At 61.9% G+C, this 19,941-nt stretch carries 17 protein-coding genes and 1 tRNA gene; 5 read left to right on the top strand and 13 right to left on the bottom strand.

Features of this window, described 5'->3' with window-relative positions; translation table 11 throughout:
- Positions 1–9: 9 nt before the first annotated feature.
- Together miaB and Azoinq_RS05040 are read right to left on the bottom strand one after the other, a co-directional pair.
- Positions 10–1,317, bottom strand: a complete 1,308-nt coding sequence (gene miaB / locus Azoinq_RS05035) for a tRNA (N6-isopentenyl adenosine(37)-C2)-methylthiotransferase MiaB (RefSeq protein ID WP_232368601.1) — start codon at positions 1,315–1,317, stop codon at positions 10–12.
- Between the two features lie 94 nt (positions 1,318–1,411).
- Positions 1,412–1,825 carry a hypothetical protein gene (locus Azoinq_RS05040; RefSeq protein ID WP_216131558.1) on the bottom strand — a complete coding sequence of 138 codons (414 nt, stop codon included), beginning with the start codon at positions 1,823–1,825 and terminating at the stop codon, positions 1,412–1,414.
- A gap of 170 nt (positions 1,826–1,995) precedes the next feature.
- Between Azoinq_RS05040 and Azoinq_RS05045 the strand changes: the two genes are divergently transcribed.
- A tRNA-Met gene (locus tag Azoinq_RS05045) sits at positions 1,996–2,072 on the top strand.
- Positions 2,073–2,164: 92 nt separating this feature from the next.
- On the opposite strand, the gene Azoinq_RS05050 is transcribed toward Azoinq_RS05045, so the two are convergent.
- The 3 genes from Azoinq_RS05050 to Azoinq_RS05060 are packed head-to-tail and all read right to left on the bottom strand — an operon-like array spanning position 2,165 to position 8,216.
- On the bottom strand, positions 2,165–5,371 hold the full coding sequence (locus tag Azoinq_RS05050) for a type I restriction endonuclease subunit R (RefSeq protein ID WP_216131555.1): 3,207 nt from the start codon (positions 5,369–5,371) through the stop codon (positions 2,165–2,167).
- Positions 5,368–6,666 (bottom strand): restriction endonuclease subunit S, encoded by a 1,299-nt coding sequence (locus Azoinq_RS05055; protein ID WP_216131552.1) that lies wholly within the window; start codon positions 6,664–6,666, stop codon positions 5,368–5,370. Before Azoinq_RS05055 ends, Azoinq_RS05050 begins: the two co-directional genes overlap by 4 nt.
- On the bottom strand, positions 6,663–8,216 hold the full coding sequence (locus tag Azoinq_RS05060) for a type I restriction-modification system subunit M (protein ID WP_216131549.1): 1,554 nt from the start codon (positions 8,214–8,216) through the stop codon (positions 6,663–6,665). The genes Azoinq_RS05055 and Azoinq_RS05060 overlap by 4 nt, the downstream gene beginning before the upstream one ends.
- A gap of 378 nt (positions 8,217–8,594) precedes the next feature.
- Here Azoinq_RS05060 and Azoinq_RS15065 point away from each other — a divergent pair, with 378 nt between their 5' ends.
- The 3 genes from Azoinq_RS15065 to Azoinq_RS14815 all read left to right on the top strand — a co-directional run bounded on the left by Azoinq_RS15065 (position 8,595) and on the right by Azoinq_RS14815 (position 11,376).
- On the top strand, positions 8,595–9,095 hold the full coding sequence (locus tag Azoinq_RS15065) for a type IV pilin protein (RefSeq protein WP_269751308.1): 501 nt from the start codon (positions 8,595–8,597) through the stop codon (positions 9,093–9,095).
- Positions 9,096–9,385: 290 nt separating this feature from the next.
- On the top strand, positions 9,386–9,943 hold the full coding sequence (locus Azoinq_RS05070; RefSeq protein ID WP_216131543.1) for a PAS domain-containing protein: 558 nt from the start codon (positions 9,386–9,388) through the stop codon (positions 9,941–9,943).
- On the top strand, positions 9,940–11,376 hold the full coding sequence (locus Azoinq_RS14815) for a methyl-accepting chemotaxis protein (protein WP_232368565.1): 1,437 nt from the start codon (positions 9,940–9,942) through the stop codon (positions 11,374–11,376). Before Azoinq_RS05070 ends, Azoinq_RS14815 begins: the two co-directional genes overlap by 4 nt.
- Before the next feature lie 88 nt (positions 11,377–11,464).
- On the opposite strand, the gene Azoinq_RS05080 is transcribed toward Azoinq_RS14815, so the two are convergent.
- The 4 genes from Azoinq_RS05080 to Azoinq_RS05095 form a co-directional block, all read right to left on the bottom strand.
- Complete coding sequence (locus tag Azoinq_RS05080) at positions 11,465–12,424, bottom strand: 3-hydroxyacyl-CoA dehydrogenase NAD-binding domain-containing protein (RefSeq protein WP_216131540.1); 960 nt, start codon at positions 12,422–12,424, stop codon at positions 11,465–11,467.
- Between the two features lie 175 nt (positions 12,425–12,599).
- Positions 12,600–13,091 carry a macro domain-containing protein gene (locus tag Azoinq_RS05085; RefSeq protein WP_216131538.1) on the bottom strand — a complete coding sequence of 164 codons (492 nt, stop codon included), beginning with the start codon at positions 13,089–13,091 and terminating at the stop codon, positions 12,600–12,602.
- Positions 13,092–13,239: 148 nt separating this feature from the next.
- Complete coding sequence (gene recG, locus Azoinq_RS05090) at positions 13,240–15,306, bottom strand: ATP-dependent DNA helicase RecG (protein ID WP_216131536.1); 2,067 nt, start codon at positions 15,304–15,306, stop codon at positions 13,240–13,242.
- A gap of 10 nt (positions 15,307–15,316) precedes the next feature.
- Positions 15,317–15,697 (bottom strand): RidA family protein, encoded by a 381-nt coding sequence (locus Azoinq_RS05095; protein WP_216131533.1) that lies wholly within the window; start codon positions 15,695–15,697, stop codon positions 15,317–15,319.
- Between the two features lie 224 nt (positions 15,698–15,921).
- Here Azoinq_RS05095 and Azoinq_RS05100 point away from each other — a divergent pair, with 224 nt between their 5' ends.
- Positions 15,922–16,275, top strand: coding sequence for a tetratricopeptide repeat protein (locus Azoinq_RS05100; RefSeq protein ID WP_216131531.1), 354 nt, complete (start codon positions 15,922–15,924; stop codon positions 16,273–16,275).
- A 147-nt stretch (positions 16,276–16,422) separates the two neighbouring features.
- Here Azoinq_RS05100 and Azoinq_RS05105 read toward each other — a convergent pair whose 3' ends face one another.
- The 4 genes from Azoinq_RS05105 to Azoinq_RS05120 form a co-directional block, all read right to left on the bottom strand.
- Entirely contained in the window at positions 16,423–17,376 is a 954-nt protein-coding gene (locus tag Azoinq_RS05105; protein ID WP_216131528.1) for an SPOR domain-containing protein, read from the bottom strand.
- A 16-nt stretch (positions 17,377–17,392) separates the two neighbouring features.
- Entirely contained in the window at positions 17,393–17,977 is a 585-nt protein-coding gene (locus Azoinq_RS05110) for a DUF2802 domain-containing protein (RefSeq protein ID WP_216131525.1), read from the bottom strand.
- A gap of 80 nt (positions 17,978–18,057) precedes the next feature.
- On the bottom strand, positions 18,058–18,609 hold the full coding sequence (locus tag Azoinq_RS05115; protein WP_216131522.1) for a PaaI family thioesterase: 552 nt from the start codon (positions 18,607–18,609) through the stop codon (positions 18,058–18,060).
- A gap of 71 nt (positions 18,610–18,680) precedes the next feature.
- Positions 18,681–19,877, bottom strand: coding sequence for an acetyl-CoA C-acyltransferase (locus Azoinq_RS05120; protein ID WP_216131519.1), 1,197 nt, complete (start codon positions 19,875–19,877; stop codon positions 18,681–18,683).
- Between the last annotated feature and the right edge of the window lie 64 nt (positions 19,878–19,941).

Here is a 19,941-nt window from a genome sequence, read left to right on the forward strand (position 1 = left end):
TCATGCCGTTCAGGCCTCGCGCTCCCGGGTCACAATCTCCCCCCGCAGGGAGTGGGGCAGGGCCGAGGTAATGGCCACTTCCACAAAATGGTGGATGAGCCGGGGATTGCCGACGAAATTGACCACCCGGTTGTTGTCCGTGCGCCCCGCCAGCTCCCCTGGATCTTTCTTGGAAACCCCTTCCACCAGCACCCGTTGCACCGAGCCCACCATGGTCTGGGAAATGGCCATGGCCTGGGCCTCTATCTGCTTTTGCAGCCGCATCAGGCGCTTTAACTTCACGTCCTGGGGCGTATCGTCGGCCAGTTCCACCGCCGGCGTGCCCGGGCGGGGGCTGTACACAAAGCTGAAGGAGGTGTCGAAATTCAGCTCCTCAATCAGGCTCATGGTCTTTTCAAAGTCCGCTTCCGTTTCCCCGGGGAAACCCACGATGAAATCGGAACTCAGGGACAGGTCGGGCCGGGCGGCCCGCAGCTTACGCACCACGCTCTTGTATTCCAGGGTGGTGTAGCCCCGCTTCATGGCCGCCAGCACCCGGTCCGCCCCGGCCTGCACGGGCAGGTGGAGGTGGGACACCAGCTTGGGCACCTTGGCATAGGTTTCAATAAGCCGGGCCGTCATTTCCCGGGGATGGGAAGTGGTGTAGCGGATGCGCTCCACCCCGGGCATGTCGGCGATGTATTCGATCAGCAGGGCCAAATCCGCCGTTTCCCCTTCCGAGCCGCCCACCTGGCCCCGGTAGGCGTTCACGTTCTGGCCCAGGAGGGTGATTTCCTTGACCCCCTGCTCCGCCAGCCCGGCCACTTCGGTGAGGATGTCCTCAAAGGGGCGGGATACTTCGCCGCCCCGGGTGTAGGGCACGATGCAGTAGGTGCAGAACTTGGAGCAGCCTTCCATGATGGAAACGAAGGCGCTGGCCCCTTCCGTCTTGGCCGGGGGCAGGGCATCGAATTTTTCGATTTCCGGAAAGGACACATCCACCGCCGCCCGGCCCTTGGTACGCCGATCCGCGATCAATTGGGGCAGCCGGTGCAGGGTCTGGGGCCCGAACACCACATCCACGTACGGGGCCCGGGCCACAATGGCCTCCCCTTCCTGACTGGCCACGCAGCCCCCCACGCCGATCACCAGATCAGGTTTGGATTGCTTCAGGTGGCGCACCCGGCCCAGGTCGTGAAACACCTTTTCCTGGGCCTTTTCCCGCACGGAACAGGTGTTGAAGAGAATGATATCGGCGTCTTCCGGGTTATCGGTTTTCTCGATCCCGCCCGCCTGGTTAAGCACATCGGCCATCTTGTCCGAGTCGTACTCGTTCATCTGACAGCCAAAGGTTTTGATATAGAGCTTTTTCGCCACAGGGTTTCTACACAGAAAGGGAAAAACAAAGCCGTTGGAACGGGAGCACCGGCCCCTAGTTCCAGGTCGCCGTTGCGGCGGTGGTCCGGTTGGAGGGGAGAGGCAGGGGCTGGGGCGGCATCCGCTTCGGGTCCAGCACCGCCAGTTCCTGGTTGGTCAAAATCCAAATCCGCTGCACATCCCCGTTCATGTCCGTCAAATAACGAACGTACAGGGTGCCGTTCAGATTTTGCAGCGCGCCCACCAGCACCAGAAAATTGTTCTGATCCCGGATCACCAGACCCGGCGCCAGGTGGTACGTATATTTGTCGATGGTCACGTAGCCATTGGCCGGCGCCGACATTTTGCCGAAGGCCGCCGTCACCGGAATGGGGCGCACAATCGTCTGGGCCTGTACCCCCAGACAGCCGCCCCCCAGGGCCAGACACAGCCCCATCAGGCACAACAGGCGACGCAACCCTGTCCGCAAGCCGGACTCCTTGGACTAAACGATTGAATAATTATACACAATCCCCCTCCCCCACCGCCCCGCCCCCGGATTTTTACGCCATCCCCGCGCCCAAACCTTGACCTGCCGCCCCCGCCCCAGATAGAATCTGCACCCTCCGTCTGCCGCCCTCCCGGGCGCAAAGGAAAAAAGGTGATGTAGCTCAGTCGGTTAGAGCGATGGATTCATAACCCATAGGTCGGCAGTTCGATTCTGCCCATCACCACCAAGAATGCCAAAAGCCGCTGATCCACAAGGATCAGCGGCTTTTTTCATTTGCAGAGCCCCCGCGCACCTGTCATTACAGGCCACAGATTCCCTTCAAGGGCGCCCCGCGGACATGCTTTGGTAGATGCTCTGCCCCGCCCCGAAGTAGTTCTCATAGATATGGGCGTAGGTCTTCACCCGCTTGTCCTTCTTCAGATCAGGGGTATAGGACTTGGGGAGATGAATATAGAAATCACGGATAGTGCGCTCCACATCCGCCTTGGTCTGGGTCTTCAAGCGCCAATCCAGGACAAGTTTCTCCGCCTTCAACTTGGCCAACAGGTCCTTGGCCACCTTCTTCACCTCGTTCTTGTCCTTATCGCTCAGTTCCGGTTCGTGCTGGGTCAGCAGGTCAAAGATAGCCAGTTCCTCCTCAGAGAGATTTTCCCGGTGTGCCCGCTGTTCTTCTTGGGTCAGAGTCTGGGCAAAGTCCATCAGCTCTTTGAAAAAGCTTTCCAGGTTGTGACTGGAGGCGTTGTAGCTTTCGATCAGCTTCTTGAACTTCTCCATGAAGTCGATCCGACCCTTGTTCTCACGGACCATCTTGTCCAGCTTTCGCTCGATCTGTCCCTTCAGTTTTTCGGTCTCGGTGGCCTTCTGGCCTGCCTCGAACTTTTTTTGAAGGGCGGCAAAGTCGATTTGGGACAGATCAATCAGACCTTCAGCGGCAGGACGCCCCCCAATGTGATACCCCTCGGTGGCGATGGAATTATCCAGCAGCGCTTCCAAGTCGCTCATCACCCCGGAAATATCAGGGACGGGGCGCAACGCCTTGATCATGGCTCCCAGGTAAGAGATCAACACCGACATGGGGGCATAAGCATTCGCCGCGCCATCGGGCAAAATGGCCTGGAAGGCACGCGCTATTTGCCCCGCCAAGAGCAAGTAGGCCCTAACCTTATCTTCCCCGGCGGCAAGAATAGCGTCCATGGCCTTCTGCAATGCTTCCAAACGTTTTTCCGGGGGGATGCTGACCAGCTGCTTGAGATCAACATCCAGGAGCGCACAGAAGGCTTCCGCCTGTTTGAGCAAGCCATCCAGCAGTTCGACCAGCGCCCCCTTGTCCTTGATCGGCAATTGTCCCGGCTGGTTGGGCTTGGCGTAGATACGCAGGGCATCCTGTAGGTTACGAAAGATACCCACGTAATCCACAATCAGACCGGCACTCTTGCCCGGCGCCACCCGGTTGGCCCGAGCAATGGTCTGCATCAGGGTGTGATTGCGCATCGGCTTGTCCAGGTACAAGGTGGAACAGGTGGGCACATCAAAGCCGGTAATCCACATGGCACAGACAAAGACCAGACGGAGAGAACTCTCCGGGTCTTTGAATTTCTCGTCCAAGTCCTCCTTCAGCATCCGCTGCCGGTGGAGAACGATGTCCAGCCCCTTGGCCTTCAGGTCTTCCACTTCATTCTGGGATTGGGACACCACCACCGCCATATCGGTGGTCTGCATGACCATAATCTTTTCCGCCAGCACCTCCTTGGCATCCCCGGTGGCTGTCTTCAGTTGCTCGCGCAGATCGGCCAACTGTTTCTTCCAGCAGGCCTGCACCTTGTCGTACATGCGCACCGCCGTGGCTTTGTCGATGCAGACCATCATGGCCTTGCCCCGGTAACCCCGGCCAAGGAAATGCTTAACCAGATCGGCGGCAATGGCATTTAGTCGATCATCCCGGGTAATCAGGTGATACTCCCGGGCAAATTCCCGCTCCAGCTTCTTCTCCTGGGCCTCGTCCAGTTCCGCCGCCTCAAGGAGCTTCTCCATATCCCGGTTGAGATTCTTGTTGGTGATCTGAAGCTCGGGTGTACGGTTCTCGTAATACAACGGCACCGTGGCCCCGTCTTCGATGGAGCGGGCAAAGTCGTAGACCGAAACGTAATCCCCGAACACTTCCCGGGTACGCTCCTCCTCCCCCGCAATCAGCGGCGTCCCGGTAAAGCCCAGGAAAGCGGCATTGGGCAAGGCATTCCGCATGTTCAGGGCAAAGATGTCGTACTGGCTGCGGTGGGCTTCATCGGTAATGACAATGATGTCGCTGCGGTCGGAAATCTGGGCATAAGTCTCCCCCCTATCCGTGTGGAATTTCTGGATGAGGCTAAAGACATAGCGGTGGTCCTGGGAGAGGAGCTGCTTCAGATGTTCCCCGCTGTTGGCCTGAACTTCCGCCCCCGTAATGGCGCCGGTGGCCGTGAAGGTCTTGTAGATTTGATCGTCCAGTTCGGAGCGGTCCGTGACAATCACAAAGGTCCACTTTCCCGGCAGGGTACGCAAAATTTTCTGGGTAAAAAACACCATAGAAAGGCTCTTGCCACTCCCCTGGGTATGCCAGAAAACCCCCAGCTTTTTCGCCGCTTCCCCGTCCCCGGATTCCCGCAGCTTGCGCATCTGGGCAATGGCCTTGTTCACCCCCAGGTACTGGTGGTTCTTGGCCACCTTTTTGATCAAACCACCCCGGGCCGTTTCGAACAGGGTGAAGTTCTCCACCAGGTCGAGCAGGCGCCTCTTGTCACAAAGCCCCCGAATGGCCGTCTCCAGACTGGTGGAGCCCGCCTCCTCTTCATCGTCAATGCGCCGCCACTCGAAGAAGTGCTCCCAGGGACTAGTCAGGGTCCCCACCCGGGTCTGCAAGCCATTAGAAAGCAGGATGAAAGCATTGGGGTGGAACAACTGGGGAATGCTCTGGCCCTTGTAGTCCTTCAGGTTGTCGTCGTAGGCAGACTTCAGGGGCACATGGGGCCCCTTTAGTTCGATGAAGACCAGCGGGATGCCATTGACAAAGCCCAGCAGGTCACAGCGGCGCTTGTACATCTCCCCCGACACCCACATCTGCTGGGCCAGGAAAAAGTCATTGTTCTCCGGGCGGTTCCAGTCGATGGCAGAAAGTTCCACCGTCAGGGGGTTGCCTTCGTTATCGGGGACCTCCACCTTCACCCGGTCCCGCAACAGCTTGTAGAAGGCCTGGTTGGCATTGACCGGAATCTGCTTGGAGCGATCCTCGGTCAGTTGCTCGATGGCCTGTTCGTAGGCGGAGGCCGGGTAACCGGGGTTGATGCGTTCCAGCGCCTTGCGAAGGCGAGGCACGAAGATGACTTCGGCGGCAGACTTGCGGCCCTCCGTGCCGTCCGGGCCGAAGGTCTCGTTGTAGAGGTTAGCCGTCTCCCAACCAAGGGATGCAAAACAGTTGATCGCGGGTAGCTCGACCAGAGCCAGTTCCCCGTAGGTGGCTGTGACTTCCTTGGCTGTGAGAACATTAGTCATGCCGCGACGGCCTCCTCAGGTTCAGGTAGGGTAGAAACGTCGAGTTCGCCGGAGATGAGCTTGGGGAGCAGGAGGTCTCTTGTTTGCCGAAGAATTCGATTCTTCTTCGCAAGGTTTGTTATGGACGCAAGCATTGGCTCTACGGTCTTATCGAAAGATGCTGCAAGATTTTTATCTGGTAATACCAACGAGAGCCAACTCACTGTCTTTTGATTGATACCGGGCTGAGCGGCATTCGCATTTGTTGCTCGAATGGCATCTACCGTTTCAGTGCGCTGTAACCAAAGATACAGTTGGTTCTGGGTCAGATGAATTCCCGATGAGCGGAGAAGAAAGACGTGTTCGTTGACTGCACAGACACGATGAGGAAATGAGTCTCTGAAGTAAGTTGACCTTCCTATGTAGGCTCCGTCCTTATAGACAGCGACATCTCGATCAGCGACAACCCCTTTTTTCATCGAGGCGAAAAACTCCTTGGAAATTAGCTTCTCAGAATCGAAATTGTGGCGACCAATCGAAATCACGTTTTCAGCCCCAATACTTGGCACCCCTTCGTCTATTTCGGAAATTCCCCCTTTGGGACGCTTCCCTGATTCAATCGATATCAAGTGCTCCCCGAGCTTTCCTGCAATCCACCCCTCCGGGATCAACCCCAGTTCCGACTCCACCATCTTCACCTGTTCATGCCCCGGAAAACGGAAGCGGACGAACCACTCCTCGTAGATTCTCCGCGCCATTTCCTCAAGGATGGCGATCCGTCGCGTGTTGTTTTCGATCAGGTCGTCGTATGCGGAAAGGATGGAGACGATGCAGCGTTGAGTTTTCAATGGAGGGAACGGCACCTCCAGATCAGATATTTGCTTTGCACTTACATTTGGCTGTCCGGCTCCAAGTCCTTGGGCATACAAGGTCTTCTCATAATTCGGCAGCGACAGAACATAAAAAACAAAGGCCGGATCACACTTGGCCTTATCAGGTCGAATAATTCCAACACGCTGATTGACCAAAAACCGTTGTGAAACTTTTAGCATCCGACCAAACTTGCCTACACTTCCGGCTCCGGTCATAGCAACTAAGCTGTCTCCCTGCTGTAAAACGTATCGGTTTAATTTGCCGGTAAAAAGCTCTCTCGGGAAATGGTCCGCACAGCGAGACTGGACGCACCCAGCTTGGATGTTCCCAATCTTGATCACGGGTATTCCACTACTTCCGAGGTCGGAACTCTTAAATGCAAACCCGGAGAAAACAGTAGCAATTTCTCCTAATTGCACCTTTGTATGGCCAGTTTTCTTCATGAGGCCGAAATGGAGAGAAGATTTGATGCGTTGTCACTAATGGCTTTTTCCAATTCGCCAGCTTCGAAGTTCAGCAACTCCAACTCTTCCGTCAATGCTTCAAATCTCTCAACAAAATCAAAGTCGTCCGCCCCCTTATCTGCAACCCCAACATAGCGTCCTGTATTGAGACTCCAACCTTGCGTCTCAATCTCGGCGAGGTTCACTGCTCTGCACACCCCAGCGATGTCCCGATAGACCCCTTCCGGGAACTGCTGCTGGAGCATTTCTTGACTACCTGCACCAGTCTCGATGGCCTCTCCACGCCACAACCGCACGATGTTGGAGAGAAATTCGATCTGTTCTGGCAGGAAGTCACGGATCGCACGGCTGACCTGCCGGTAGTAACCCCGCGCATCGATGAACAGCACTTGATCCTTGCGTTTTCCTCTGGTCTTGGCCTTATCGAAGAACCACAGGGTACACGGCAAGGTTACCGTGTAGAAGAAGTTGGAGCCCACCGAGACGATCACATCCACGCCCCCGGTCTGGATCAGCTTCTTGCGGATTTCCAGCTCCGTCCCCCGGGCATCCCCCGCCGAGTTGGCCATGACAAAACCCGCCCTGCCCGATTCGCTTAGGGTTGTGTAGAAAAGCTGTATCCAGAGGTAATTGGCGTTGTCCGTGGATGGAATACCGAAGGGGAAGCGAGGGTCGTCCTTCAACCGTTCCTTATCCACCCCCGAGACATTGAACGGAGGATTGGCCATGACAAAGTCGAACCGGCCCAGGGCATGGTGGGGGTCTTCGTAGTAGGTATTGGCTTCCCGGATATCCCCGGAAAGGCCATGCACCGCCAGATTCATTTTGGCCAGCTTCACCGTGTCATTGGCCTTTTCGGTACCAAAAACGGTGAGTTCTTCCCCGGCCCGTTTGTGACGACGCTGCACGAAGTCCGCACTTTGCACAAACATGCCCCCGGAGCCACAGGCCGGGTCAAAAATCTTGCCGTGAAAGGGCTCGATGATTTCGACGATAAGTTTGACGATGCTGGTGGGGGTGTAGAACACGCCCCCCTTCTGACCTTCCGCCAGGGCGAACTTGCCCAGGAAATATTCGTAGATTTTGCCGAAAGCGTCCCCTTCGATTTTGCCCAGGTCGTTCATCAGGCGCAGCAGCTCGATCAGGACCGGATTGGGGAGCTTGCCGTAGGAGCGGGGCAAGACACCTTTCAGCTCTTCGTTCTCCAGCTCCACCGCCGCCATGGCTTCATTGACGGCTCGCCCCACATCCAGGCCCTCGGCCAGATCCAGCAAATAGGAAAACCGGGCCTGAGGGGAAAGGTACAGCGCCCCTTCCGCCTGATAATCGAATTTCTCGATTTCGCTGGGGTCCATACCGCGCTGGATCAGCTTTGCCTCAGCCTCCCCAAAACGCTTCTCGGCATAACGCAGAAAGAGCAGCCCCAGAACGGGATTGGAAAATTCAGCGGGTTTCAGGCCGGTATTGGCCCACAGTTGGTCAGCAGCCGCCCATAGGCGGGATTCAATCTGGTTCTGGTCAATGGTCATTGTTCTTGTAATTGCCAAGCAAACGGATACGGGAGTCGATTGTACCCCGTGACCTATCCAGACCTCGCCTCCTCAAAGGAGCCGCACCTTCCGGCAAATCCTCCAAGCTTGGTAGTCCCCAAAGGGCGAGTATTACCAAGCCACAATATTGCCACCCAACCGATGGCCAGCCACCACCCTGGCACCAGAAGACCGTTCCTATTATGATGAATCCGTTTTTTCGATCATCAACGGCTCGGCATGGGCTTTCCCTCTACTTCCTATCCTGCAAATAGCGTTATCAGCTTCCCCCTTTCCCCCTCACCGGCTTTTCTCGGCTCCAGCCGCAGCGCGGGTCAGGGGAGGGTCGGGCCTTTACGGAACGCCGGTTTCACCCTGGTGGAGCTGGTCATTTCTATTCTGGTCCTGGGGATTTTGGCGGCGGTGGCCCTGCCCATTTATGCGGATTACCGATCCGCCGCCCGGGCGGCGGCGGTGAAGGGGCTGGGGGGATCGGTGAATTCGGCCATGGGCATTGTGAATTCCCTGATTGCGGTGCGGGGGGCGGGCACGGTGGGGAAAGAGACCAACATTACCTGGGTCACCATGACGGACGGCTCCCAGGTGCGGGTCTGGAGCGGCTATCCGGACCGGTGGTGCGATGGCATCGGGGCCACCCAACTGGGGATGGAAGCCCCAGCCAATGATGGCTGCTATTTATCCACGGCGGCGGTCAAAAATGGCCAGTTCAATTTCTACGGCTATGGCAATGGCTCCATTCCCAACGGGGACGCGGGCTGGCGCCTGGAAGACGCCACGGACCCCATGTATTGCTCGGTGCAATACACCTATAACGGCACCACGCCGCCGGTGGTGACTTTGAATACCAAGGGCTGCTAATAGTTGGGGTCAGGGCCCCGGGTAAGACCGCGATGCCCTCTTTGCTTCTGGCCCGGCCCAGCCTCTCCTTGTAGCCCTTTTCCCTCCTTGCCCCTTCGGGACTGGTTTATTCCTGCTCTTTCTGAGCACCCCATACCGGGGCATCCCTTGGAGAAGGCCGTCCCTGCTGGTTCTTCCCTAATTATGGCGAATAGCCTAGAGGCCCCATTGGGTTACACTCTTCCGATTAAGGGCTTGTTGCGTTGCTGACAAGCCCCTCATGAGCCGGTTACCTACGAAAGCACGATCCCATGCCAAGAGCTGTGCCTGCGAACAGCCATGAGGTGAAGCTGCAACCCCATGAGCTCATCGTCACCAAGACCGATCCTAGCGGTCACATCACCTACGCCAACCGGGTATTCATGCGCATTGCGGAATATGCGGAATACCAGTTGCTGGGCCAACCCCATAACATCATCCGACACCCGGACATGCCCCGGGGGGTGTTTCGCCTGATGTGGAAGACCCTGCAAGGGGGCAATGAGTTTTTCGGACTGGTGAAGAACTTCACCGCCAGCGGCAACTATTACTGGGTCTTCGCCAATATCACCCCGGATTACGATGCCCAGAAGCAACTGGTGGGCTATTACTCGGTACGCCGCCCGCCCCTGCGGGCGGCGGTGGAAACGGTGATTCCCCTGTATCGCGCCATGTGCGACATCGAGGCCCAGGCGGGCAAATCCGCCGGGCCGGATGCTTCCGTCGCCTGGCTGGAGGAACAGATGGCCCAGCGCCAGATCAGTTATGAACAATTTGTCCTGCAACTGAATGGGGATGCCCTGGGCTGTAAGGCGGGAGGACGGTCATGAGCACGGCACGGAAATATCCACCCTTCCTCAAAACCCAGATCGGCTACTGGCTCATCGCCTTCAACACCATGATGGTGCTGTATGTAGCCACGGAACTGCTGCTACCCGGTCCAGCCCACATGGTGGTGGGCGTGTTCCTGGCCCTGCTGTCCATCGGTCTGGCCCTTTACGTCTGGCGCAATCTGCACCGGATTTTTTCCCTGCTCTCCTCCCTCCATGAACAGTTGGGGCTGGCGGGCAAGGGGGAATTCCACCACCGGGCGGTGCATACCCGGGACATGGGGGAAGTGGGGCTGGTGGCCTGGGAATTGAACGATCTGCTGGATTTGATCGAAACCTACTTTAAGGAAATCAACACCTGCTTCCGTCGGGTTAGTGCCGGGGATTACAGCCGGCGGCCCATCAGCGCCGGGTTGCCGGGCATTCTGGCCGAATCCCTGAAGGGCATGAATCAGTCCATCCAGGCCATGGCGGACAACAGCGCCTTTGTGCATCGTAACCGGCTCGCCTCCCAGCTGGCGGCCCTGAACAATCCCCATCTGCGCAACAACCTGTCCGGCAGCCAGAACGATCTAACGGAAATCAGTCATGCCATGGAGCAGGTGGCAGACATTACCCGGGACAACGCCTCCGGCGCCCGGGCCAGCCTGGAAAGTGCCCAGGAACTGTCCGGGGAGCTGGACACCATCGTCCATTCCGTCAATAACATGAACGAGGCCAGCCACGCCCTGGCCACCGAATGGCGAGGCATCGAAACCTCCCTGGCGGACATTTCTGCCATTGCGGACCAGACCAACCTGCTCGCCCTGAATGCGGCCATTGAAGCGGCCCGGGCCGGGGAATCGGGCCGGGGCTTCGCGGTAGTGGCCGACGAGGTGCGCAAACTGGCGGAGCGGAGCAAGAGCACAGCCAACCAGGTGCAGGGCATTCTCGCCACCCTCTCCGGCCGCATCGACGACATGCAGCAACGGGCAGGCAAGGCGGGCTCGGTGGCAGATACGGTGAAGGATTCGGTGGAATCTTTCCGGCAGCGCTTTGAAACCCTGGCCCAAAGCTCGGATCAGGTGCTGCGTCGGGTGGTGCGGGTGCGGGACAAATCCCAGACCACCTTGCAGAAGGTGGGCCACATCATGCGCAAGCAGCTCACCTACACCTCCCTAGAAGAAGGCCAGACCCACGAAATGAGTTCCGACCTGAGCAGTTGGCGCACCGAGGAAGGGCTACGGGAATTCGGCGACACCGCCGCCTTCGGCGCCATGCAGGCCCCGGAAGCCCGGATTCGGGAACAGGTGCGCCTGGCCCTCACGGAAGGGGGCAAGGAAATTCCGGACGAGGCCGTAATCCTGGCGGCCATGACCGTTCTGGAAGGGGAAAGCGACCGGCTCCTGGCCCTCTTCGACCGCATGGTGGAAGAAAAGCACCTCCAGGCTTAGGCTCCCGCCGAAGCAAAAACCGGGGCGGAGAACATTTCGCCGCCCCGGCCTTCTCTTCGAAAACAGGGCAGAACACCCGCCCCGCCGTTTATTTCCCAGTATCCGCCTGATCCGCCGCCAGGGCCTTCAGGCGACGCAGCAGGGCCTGATCCCGATGGGCCACGGCCCGGGCCAGTTGGTCCGGATTCGGGGGACCGAAGGCATCCACCAGCATGGCCCGGGTAGGTTCATCCAGATGAACTTCCCCCAAGGCGGCCCACCAGGTTTCCATGGCTGGGCCCAGGTGGTCGAGAAAGTGGGCCATGCCCCCCTGGCCGCCGGCCAGATGGAAGGTCAGGCTGGGGCCCATGATGGACCAGCGTTGCCCCGGCCCGGCGGCCACCGCCAAATCAATGTCTTCCACCGAGGCTACCCCTTCCCGGGCCAGATAGACCGCCTCCCGCCAGATGGCCGCCTGCAGCCGGTTGGCGATATGGCCCACCACTTCCTTGCGCAGGCGGATGGGGGTCTTGCCCAGGCGGCGGTAGAAATCCATGGCCAGGGTCACATAGGGCTCGGTGGTGGCCTGCCCAGGCACCACCTCCACTAGGGGAATGAGGTGGGGCGGGTTAAAGGGATGGCCCACCAGCAGGCGTTCCGGATGTTGCAAAGAGGCCTGGAGCTGGCTCGGCATAATGCCGGAAGTGGAGGAGGCAATCAGGGCCTGGGGCGCCAGCACGGCTTCCAGGGCAGCATAGGTTTCCCGCTTCACGTCCAGGCGCTCCGGCGCATTTTCCTGCACCAGATCCGCGCCCCGGGCCGCTTCCCCTCCATCGGCACAAAACACCAAAGCCCCCTGGGCTGCTTCCAGGCTGCGCCCGCCATGACGCCCCAGGCTGACCATGTCCGGCCAGGCCTGGGCGACAAAGTCCCGCAACCGGCCTTCGGCCCCGGGGGCCGGGTCCGTGGCCCGTACCGTCAGCCCGGCACCAAGAAAAGCCACGGCCCAGCTGGCCCCGATCACCCCCGTCCCCACCAGGGCTACGGTTTTGATGTCATCGGCTTGCATAGGAAAATCCTCCGAAATAAGGAAAGGCCGCCCGCTTCGGTCTTCCGGCAGCGGAGCCAAGGTCCGGCGCCAGACCGGAAGAACGGCCAAGGAAAAGGGCCCGGCAATGCCGGGCCCCCGTTGGAATCAACATCGCGCCGAAGCCAGCCCAGGGAGACCTGGCCTCCCCGGAGACTCAGGCCCGGGCTTCCGCCCCCGCCACGTCCGGGTGGAAGGTGGTGTAGACATACACCTTACCCGGATAGTCCGCCAAAGCCTGGGCGACCAGGGGCTGTACCGCCGCCCAATCCAGGCCGCCCACCCCCGTGGCCAACCGGGGCAGGGCCAGGGACTGGATGTTTTCCGCCGCCAGCCAGCGGGCCAGCTCTTTCAGGCTGTGGCGCACATTTTCCACCGTGGCCTTGCCCGGTTTGCCCCCCGGATTGTCGCTACCGGCTTGGGTGAAAAGGCAGACGATGCGGGGCCCGCCCACCCCGCTCCAGGCCCAGAGGCTCCCGGGACGGGGGGAATGGAGATGGCAATAGTGGCGGAAATCCTTGTACAGGGCCGGCCACCGCTCCCGCAGACTGAGAGCCAGACCGCTGTCGAAGTTGTCGTTGGGGGCTATGCCGTGGGCAATAGCCTGGGCTTGGGAAAGAAGGAGATCGCCGTCGAGTTCGATAATCATGGGTGGTCCTTTTTTTAGGTTTTGCGAAAGTGCGTGTGTTGTCGCTTGCCTAGGCCAACCAACGATTTCATCCTACCCCCCGGCCCCTCCCGTTCTTTGATGCGGGTCAACAAACGGGCCGGCCCGCCGCCCGCCGAGCCACGCCCCCTCAGGCTTTCAGCAGCTCTTCCCGGCTGCCCAGCCAGCGCCGCAGGTGGCGGGCCGCCACCTCGGGGGCCTGACGCAGCAGGCTTTCCGCCAGGCCCCGGGCGGCCTCCACCAGATCCTGGTCCTGCTCCAGGTCCGCGTAGCGCAGGAGGGGGACGCCGCTCTGGCGGCTGCCCACAAATTCCCCCGGGCCCCGGAGCTGTAAATCCTGGCGGGCGATTTCAAAACCATCCGTGTTTTCGTAGATAATTTTCAGCCGGGCCCGGGCCGTTTCCCCCAGGGGACCGGCGTAGAGCAGCACACACACCGAGTCGTGCACGCCCCGGCCCACCCGGCCCCGCAGCTGGTGCAGCTGGGAAAGGCCAAAGCGTTCCGCGTGTTCGATCACCATCAGGCTGGCATTGGGCACATCCACCCCCACTTCGATAACCGTGGTGGCCACCAGGACCTGGATGTCTCCGGCGGCGAAGGCCCCCATCACCGCCGCCTTTTCCTCCGGCTTCAAACGGCCATGGACCAGGCCAATGCGCAATTCGGGCAGGTCTTCCACCAGGGCGGCGTAGGTGTCCATGGCCGCCTGAAGATCCAGCTTTTCGCTTTCCTCAATGAGGGGGCAGACCCAGTAGGCCTGACGCCCGTCCGTCACCCCGTCCCGCACCCGGGCCACCACCTCGTCCCGGCGGGCATCGGCCACCAGCTTGGTCCGCACCGGGGTGCGCCCGGGGGGCAGCTCGTCCAGCACGGACACGTCCAGGTCGGCGTAATAGCTCATGGCCAGGGTCCGGGGAATGGGGGTAGCGGACATCATGAGCTGGTGGGGATTCAAACCCTTTTTGCGCAATTCCAGGCGCTGGGCCACGCCGAAACGGTGCTGCTCATCCACGATGGACAGGCCCAGGCGGGCGAAATCCACCCCTTCCTGAATCAGGGCGTGGGTGCCCACAATGAGCTGGGCGTCGGCGGCGGCCTGTTGCTGGGCCGCCTTTTTCTTGGCGGATTTCAGGCTGCCGGAGAGCCAGGCCACCCGGATGCCCAGGGGCTCCAGCCAGGCCGAGAGCTTCTGGAAGTGCTGTTCCGCCAGGATTTCCGTGGGGGCCATGAAGGCAGCCTGATAGCCGCTTTCCATGGCCTGGCAGGCGGCCAGGGCAGCCACGATGGTCTTGCCGCTGCCCACGTCCCCCTGGAGCAGGCGCTGCATGGGATAGGGCTGGGCCAGATCGGCGGCAATCTCCCGCCACACCCGGTCCTGGGCGCCGGTGAGGCGGAAAGGCAGACGGGCCAGGAGCTGGCGGGCCAGCTCACCGGAAGCCGCCAGCCGGGGCGCCCCCTTTTCCCGCCGGGCCAGATAGGCGCGGCGCAGGGACAATTGCTGGGCCAGCACTTCGTCGAATTTAATGCGTCGCCAGGCCGGATGGTGGCGCTCTTGCAAGGCCCGCTCATCCACTCCCGGGGGGGGCCGGTGCAGCAGCCGAGCGGCCTCCCCGAAGGGCATGAGGTGAAATTTTTCCCGCAGGGCGTCGCTTAAGGAATCCCCCAGATCCGCTTCCCCCAGGGCCCGCAGCACCAGTTTGCGCAGGGCGGACTGGGCCAGACCGGCGGTGGTGGGGTAAATGGGGGTCAGGGCCTGGGGCAGGGCTTCCCCTTCCGCCACCAGTTTGTAGCGGGGATGGACCATTTCCCGGCCGAAAAAACCACCCCGGATTTCCCCGAATACCCGCAATTGCAGGCCCTCGTCCCGGGCCCGTTCCAACTGCTTGGTCTGGCTGCCGTAGAAATTGAGAAAGCGCAGCCACAGCTCACCGCTGGCATCCTTGACCCGAGCCAGTAGCTGGCGCCGGGGGCGGAAGTGGATGGCCACGTCCTCCACCCACACCTGGAGCTGGACCGGGGCGTCCCAGGGGGCCTCCTCCACGGTGGTCACCCGGGTCTCGTCCTCGTAACGCAGGGGAAAATGGAGCAACAGATCGTCCCGGGTCACCAGACCCAGGCGGCGCAGCTTTTGTTGCAGCGCCCCGGCGCCTTTGGAAGGCTTCTTGGCCGGGGCCGGGGCGGCTTTTTTCTCGGCCAAGGGAGAAGTCTCAGCCGACGTAGAGAACGGCGTCCGCTTCCACCAGGGCGCCCTTGGGCAGGGCGGAGATACCCAGGGCGGCCCGGGCGGGATAGGGTTGGGGGAAGTAGCGGGCCATGGTCTCATTGACCTTGGCGAAATTGGCCAGATCGGTGAGATAGACGTTGAGTTTCACCGTATGGCCCAGGGAGGCCCCCGCCGCTTCCGCCAGGGCCTTGAGGTTTTCAAAGACCCGCACGATCTGGGCGTCAATGCCGTCCACCAGGTTGCCGGTGGCCGGGTCCAGACCGATCTGGCCGGACAGATAAACGGTGTTTTCCACCTTCACGGCTTGGGAATAGGTGCCGATGGCGGCGGGCGCCTTGTCGGTGGCGATAATGGTCTTGCCCATGAGGAATCCTTTCAGAGAGGGGCTTCTCGCCCCGGAAAAACGGCGAACAGGGGCAAATGTTAACGGACCCGCCCCCACCGCGCCAGCCCGCCGCCCCCGGCATCCCCGCTCCGATGGCCCCTGTGGCCTCGGAAAAGCGCCCCACCGGGGAACGGAAACCAAGTCCCGGGTCTCCAAACAGGAGGGCAAGGTTTCCCCTTAGCCCTTATCGAGAAAGCCCCACCATGACTGCCTCCGTCATTGAAAATCTGGAAAAACTACTGGCCGGTCCCCGGGATGGCGCCCTGCTCCGCTATTCCCTGGGCAATGAATGGCTCAAAGCAGGGAACCCGTCCCGGGCGGTGGAACATCTGACCGAGGCGGTCGCCCGGGACCCGAACTTTTCCGCCGCCTGGAAACTCCTGGGCAAAGCCCGTCAGGAAGGGGGGGACCTGCCCGGCGCCCTGGCGGCCTACCGGCAGGGGGTAGCCGTGGCCACAGCCCGGAAGGATATGCAGGCCGCCAAGGAAATGACCGTGTTCGCCCGGCGCCTGGAAAAACAGCTAGCGGCGGAAGCGGAGGCAGGGTCCGGAGGGTGAAGGCTTAGGGAAAGCGGGACGGAACCGGACCCAGAGAAACGGCAGGCCCGGTTCGGGCAGGGGCAGCGGCCTCCGCCGGAGGCCGGTTTAAACCAGGGAAGCCGGGGGAACGCCCCCGGCGGTTCAGGGGTTCAACGGTTTAGGTGTTCAGCGGCTGCGGGGTGGCAGTAGGACGGAATCGATGCCCAGGGCTTTCAGCTTTTCCCGGGCCGCATCGGCCTCCGCCTTGGACTTGAAGGGCCCCACGCTGACCCGGGCTTCCATGTTGGCGGGAATACCGTTGAGCTGGAGTTTGGCGTACAGCTCTTCCGCCCGCTGGGCGCTGGTAAATACCCCGGCCTGCAACAGATAGCCGGAGAACAGCCGGGGCGGGGCCGGTAGTTTGGTCACCGGCGCGGGCACCACAGGAGCCGGCGCAGGCGCTTGGCTGGCGGCCGCCTGACTGGAGGTAGTGGTCTGGGTGCCCGGGTGACGGGCGGGGGCGGCCTGGCGGGTCACCTGGGCCGGGGCCGGGCTTTTCGCCACCGGGGCCGGAGCGGTGCTGGGGGCGGGGGCAGGAGCCGCGGCAGTCTTGGCGGCAGGGGCAGGGGCTGAAGTCTGGTCATGGACCCGACCCACCTTTTCCCCGCCCTTGCTTCCTTCCCGGGGCGTGGCGGCCTTGGCCGGAGGGGCGCTGTGGGTGGGTTTGGCACTCACCGCCGGGGTGGGCAGGGGCTCGGGCGCAGGAGCGCCCTTCTCCACCGGGGGAGCGCTCACGTCCGGCTCCGCCGGTTTTTCCGAATCCGTGGAAGTGCTGGGCGCGGTGCTGGTACTGGGGGCCGGGGTAACAGGCTGGGAGACTTCCTTGGGGGGGCTGGGAGGCAGGGGCGCGGCGGCCTCGGGCTGGGGCTCCGGCTCCGGGGCGCTGAGCCGGTCAAAAAGGGCCAGGGCCCCCAGGAGCACGGCGATCAGCACCCCGGCAAAGGCCATACGGCGGCCCAGCTGGCGCTTCATGTCCTCCTGGGCCTGATCCAGGGGATCGGGCGTGCCTCCCTTGCCCGGCTTGGGGGCGGCTTTGCCCTTTTGGGGAGCCTTGTTGCCCACGATTTTCATCTCAGCCATGACCTCTCCCTAAAATTCATTCGCTCCGGTTGGTGGCCAGGGCCACCACCAGTTCCGCCTCTGCCCGGGCAATACCGCAGCGCTCCGCAATGGTCTCCGCATCATGGCCCGCCATGGCCATCTGCATGGCGTCGCTGTAGAGGGGGGAGACGTTCTGGGAGGCTTTGAGCTGGCTCACCTGATTGCGGACTTCGTCCCGCAGCAGGGAAAATTCCTGACGTAGCATGGCCACCTCGTCCCGCAGCTGGTCCAGCTCCCGTTCCACCCCTTCGATGAACTTTTCTTCACCGAAGGTGGCGGGGGGCTCGTTCCAAGCGAAATCCCGGGGGGGAGTGACCGGCGCCGGGGCGGGGGCCGCTTCCGGGTCCGGGGCCAGGGTGCCGGTTCGGGTATACACATCCCCCAGCAGATCCGGATCGGTCTTATCCTGGTCCTTGAGCGGGGGCAGATCGGCGGCCCGCCCGCCAGGAGCGGCGGGATGGCGGATGCGGTTCAGGCGCAGGAAGGCCAGGACGATATAGACGCCGAGCAGGCCGATCAGGGCAATCACCCCATCCCGCCAGCTCAATCCGACGGACGCCAGCCACCCTTCCTGGTTCATTGTTTGTGCGGCCCCAAGTGAGTCATGGGCACGTATTATGCCAGAGGGCTCCCGGGGGGGCGGCCCTTGTTGCGTAATCTTTACCGCCCCGCTCCCTGGGAAAGGCTTCCCAGCCCCTCCCCGCCCTGCCCCGCCGCCCCTTTGCGGCGGAAAAAAGCCTTATCGGCAATATAAACGGTGCGCTCCACCTCCGTGTGCACCACCCCCTGGGAATCCTTCAACAGCACCGTGTAGGTCCGTTCACATTCCCCGTCCCGGGCCACCAGACGGCGCACTTCCGCCGCTTCCCCCGGAGCCAGGGCAAATTCCCCGTACAGGGTGGTCCGCCCCGGACGCCGGTAGCGGATGGCCCCGGCCTTGTCCCAGAGGATGTAGCCGGGCCCCAGCTGGAGGGCCAGGAGGGTGGGATGGATGCCGTCGGTGGCGGCAAACAGGGCGCCACCGAAAAGGGTGCCCATGGCGTTGCGGGTGCCCCGGTGCAGGGGCAGGGCCACCACCAGGGAGCCCATGTCCGGCGCCACCCGCAGTACCCGGGCGCCGGTGGCCCGCCAGGCGGGGAACCAGTTAAAACCAAGGCGCAGGGCCGTGGGCCGCCAGCGGGGCGGCAGGGCCATCCACCATTTGGGCAGCATGGTGACAATCTCCTAGCAAGGAACCGGGGGCCGATTCTGTCCCCGGTGGGTTCGAGGCCTAGGGGCGGCCCTTAAAGGGCCTGGAACAGGCCCGCCGCCCCCATGCCGGTGCCGATGCACATGGTCACCATGCCCCACTTGCCCCCGGTGCGGCGCAGGCCGTGGGTCAGGGTGGCGGTCCGGATGGCCCCCGTGGCCCCCAGGGGATGGCCCAGGGCAATGGCCCCCCCTTGGGGATTAACCTTGGCCGGGTCCAGATCCAGTTCCCGGATCACCGCCAGGGCCTGGGCAGCGAAGGCCTCGTTCAGCTCGATCCAGTCCAGGTCGGACTGGGCCACCCCGGCCCGGGCCAGCACCTTGGGAATGGCCGCGATGGGGCCGATGCCCATCACTTCCGGCGGCACCCCGGCCACGGCAAAGCCGGCGAAACGGGCCAGGGGCTGAAGATTGAAGCGCTTCAGCACGGCTTCCGAGACCAGGAGCACCGCCCCCGCCCCGTCGGACATCTGGGAGGAATTGCCCGCCGTGACGCTGCCTCCGGCGGCGAACACGGGCTTGAGCTTGGCCAGTTTTTCCAGGCTGGCATCCAGCCGGGGCCCTTCGTCCTGGTCGCAGACCTGTTCCAGAAGACGCACCGTGCCGCTGGCCAGGTCCGGCACATGGGCCCGCACCGTGTAAGGACTGATTTCCGCCTGAAAATGGCCCGCTCCCCGGGCGGCGGCGGCCTTCTGGTGGGAGGCCAGGGCAAAGGCGTCCTGATCTTCCCGGCTGACGCCCCATTTCTGGGCTACCTTTTCGGCGGTGAGGCCCATGCCGTAGGCGATGGCCAGATGGTCGTTGCCCTCGAAAATAGCCGGATTGAGGGAAACCTTGTTGCCCATCATCTGGGACATGAGGCTCATGGTCTCGGTCCCGGCGGCCAGCATCACCTCCGCCTCCCCTAGGCGGATGCGGGCCGCCGCATCGGCCACGGCCTGGAGACCGGAGGAGCAGAAGCGATTGATGGTCACCCCGGGCACCGTGTCCGGCAGGCCCGCCAGCAGGGCGCCGATGCGGGCCACGTTCATGCCCTGCTCCGCTTCGGGCATGGCGCAGCCCACGATCACATCCTCCACCAGGGCCGGGTCCAGCTGGGGCACCTGGGCCAGCACGGCTTGCAGGGCGTGGGCCAGCATGTCATCCGGTCGGGTGGTGCGGAACATGCCCCCCTTCTTGCCCACGGGCAGGCGGGTGGCGGCGACGATATAAGCGTCTTGTATTTGTTTCATGGTGTCTCCTCCGTAACGCGGGCTTAGCCGCGTGGTCCGGCGCCGGGGCAGTGGGAGCCCCGGC

The sequence above is a fragment of the Azospira inquinata genome (assembly GCF_018905915.1).
In the GTDB taxonomy this organism is placed as follows: domain Bacteria; phylum Pseudomonadota; class Gammaproteobacteria; order Burkholderiales; family Rhodocyclaceae; genus Azospira; species Azospira inquinata.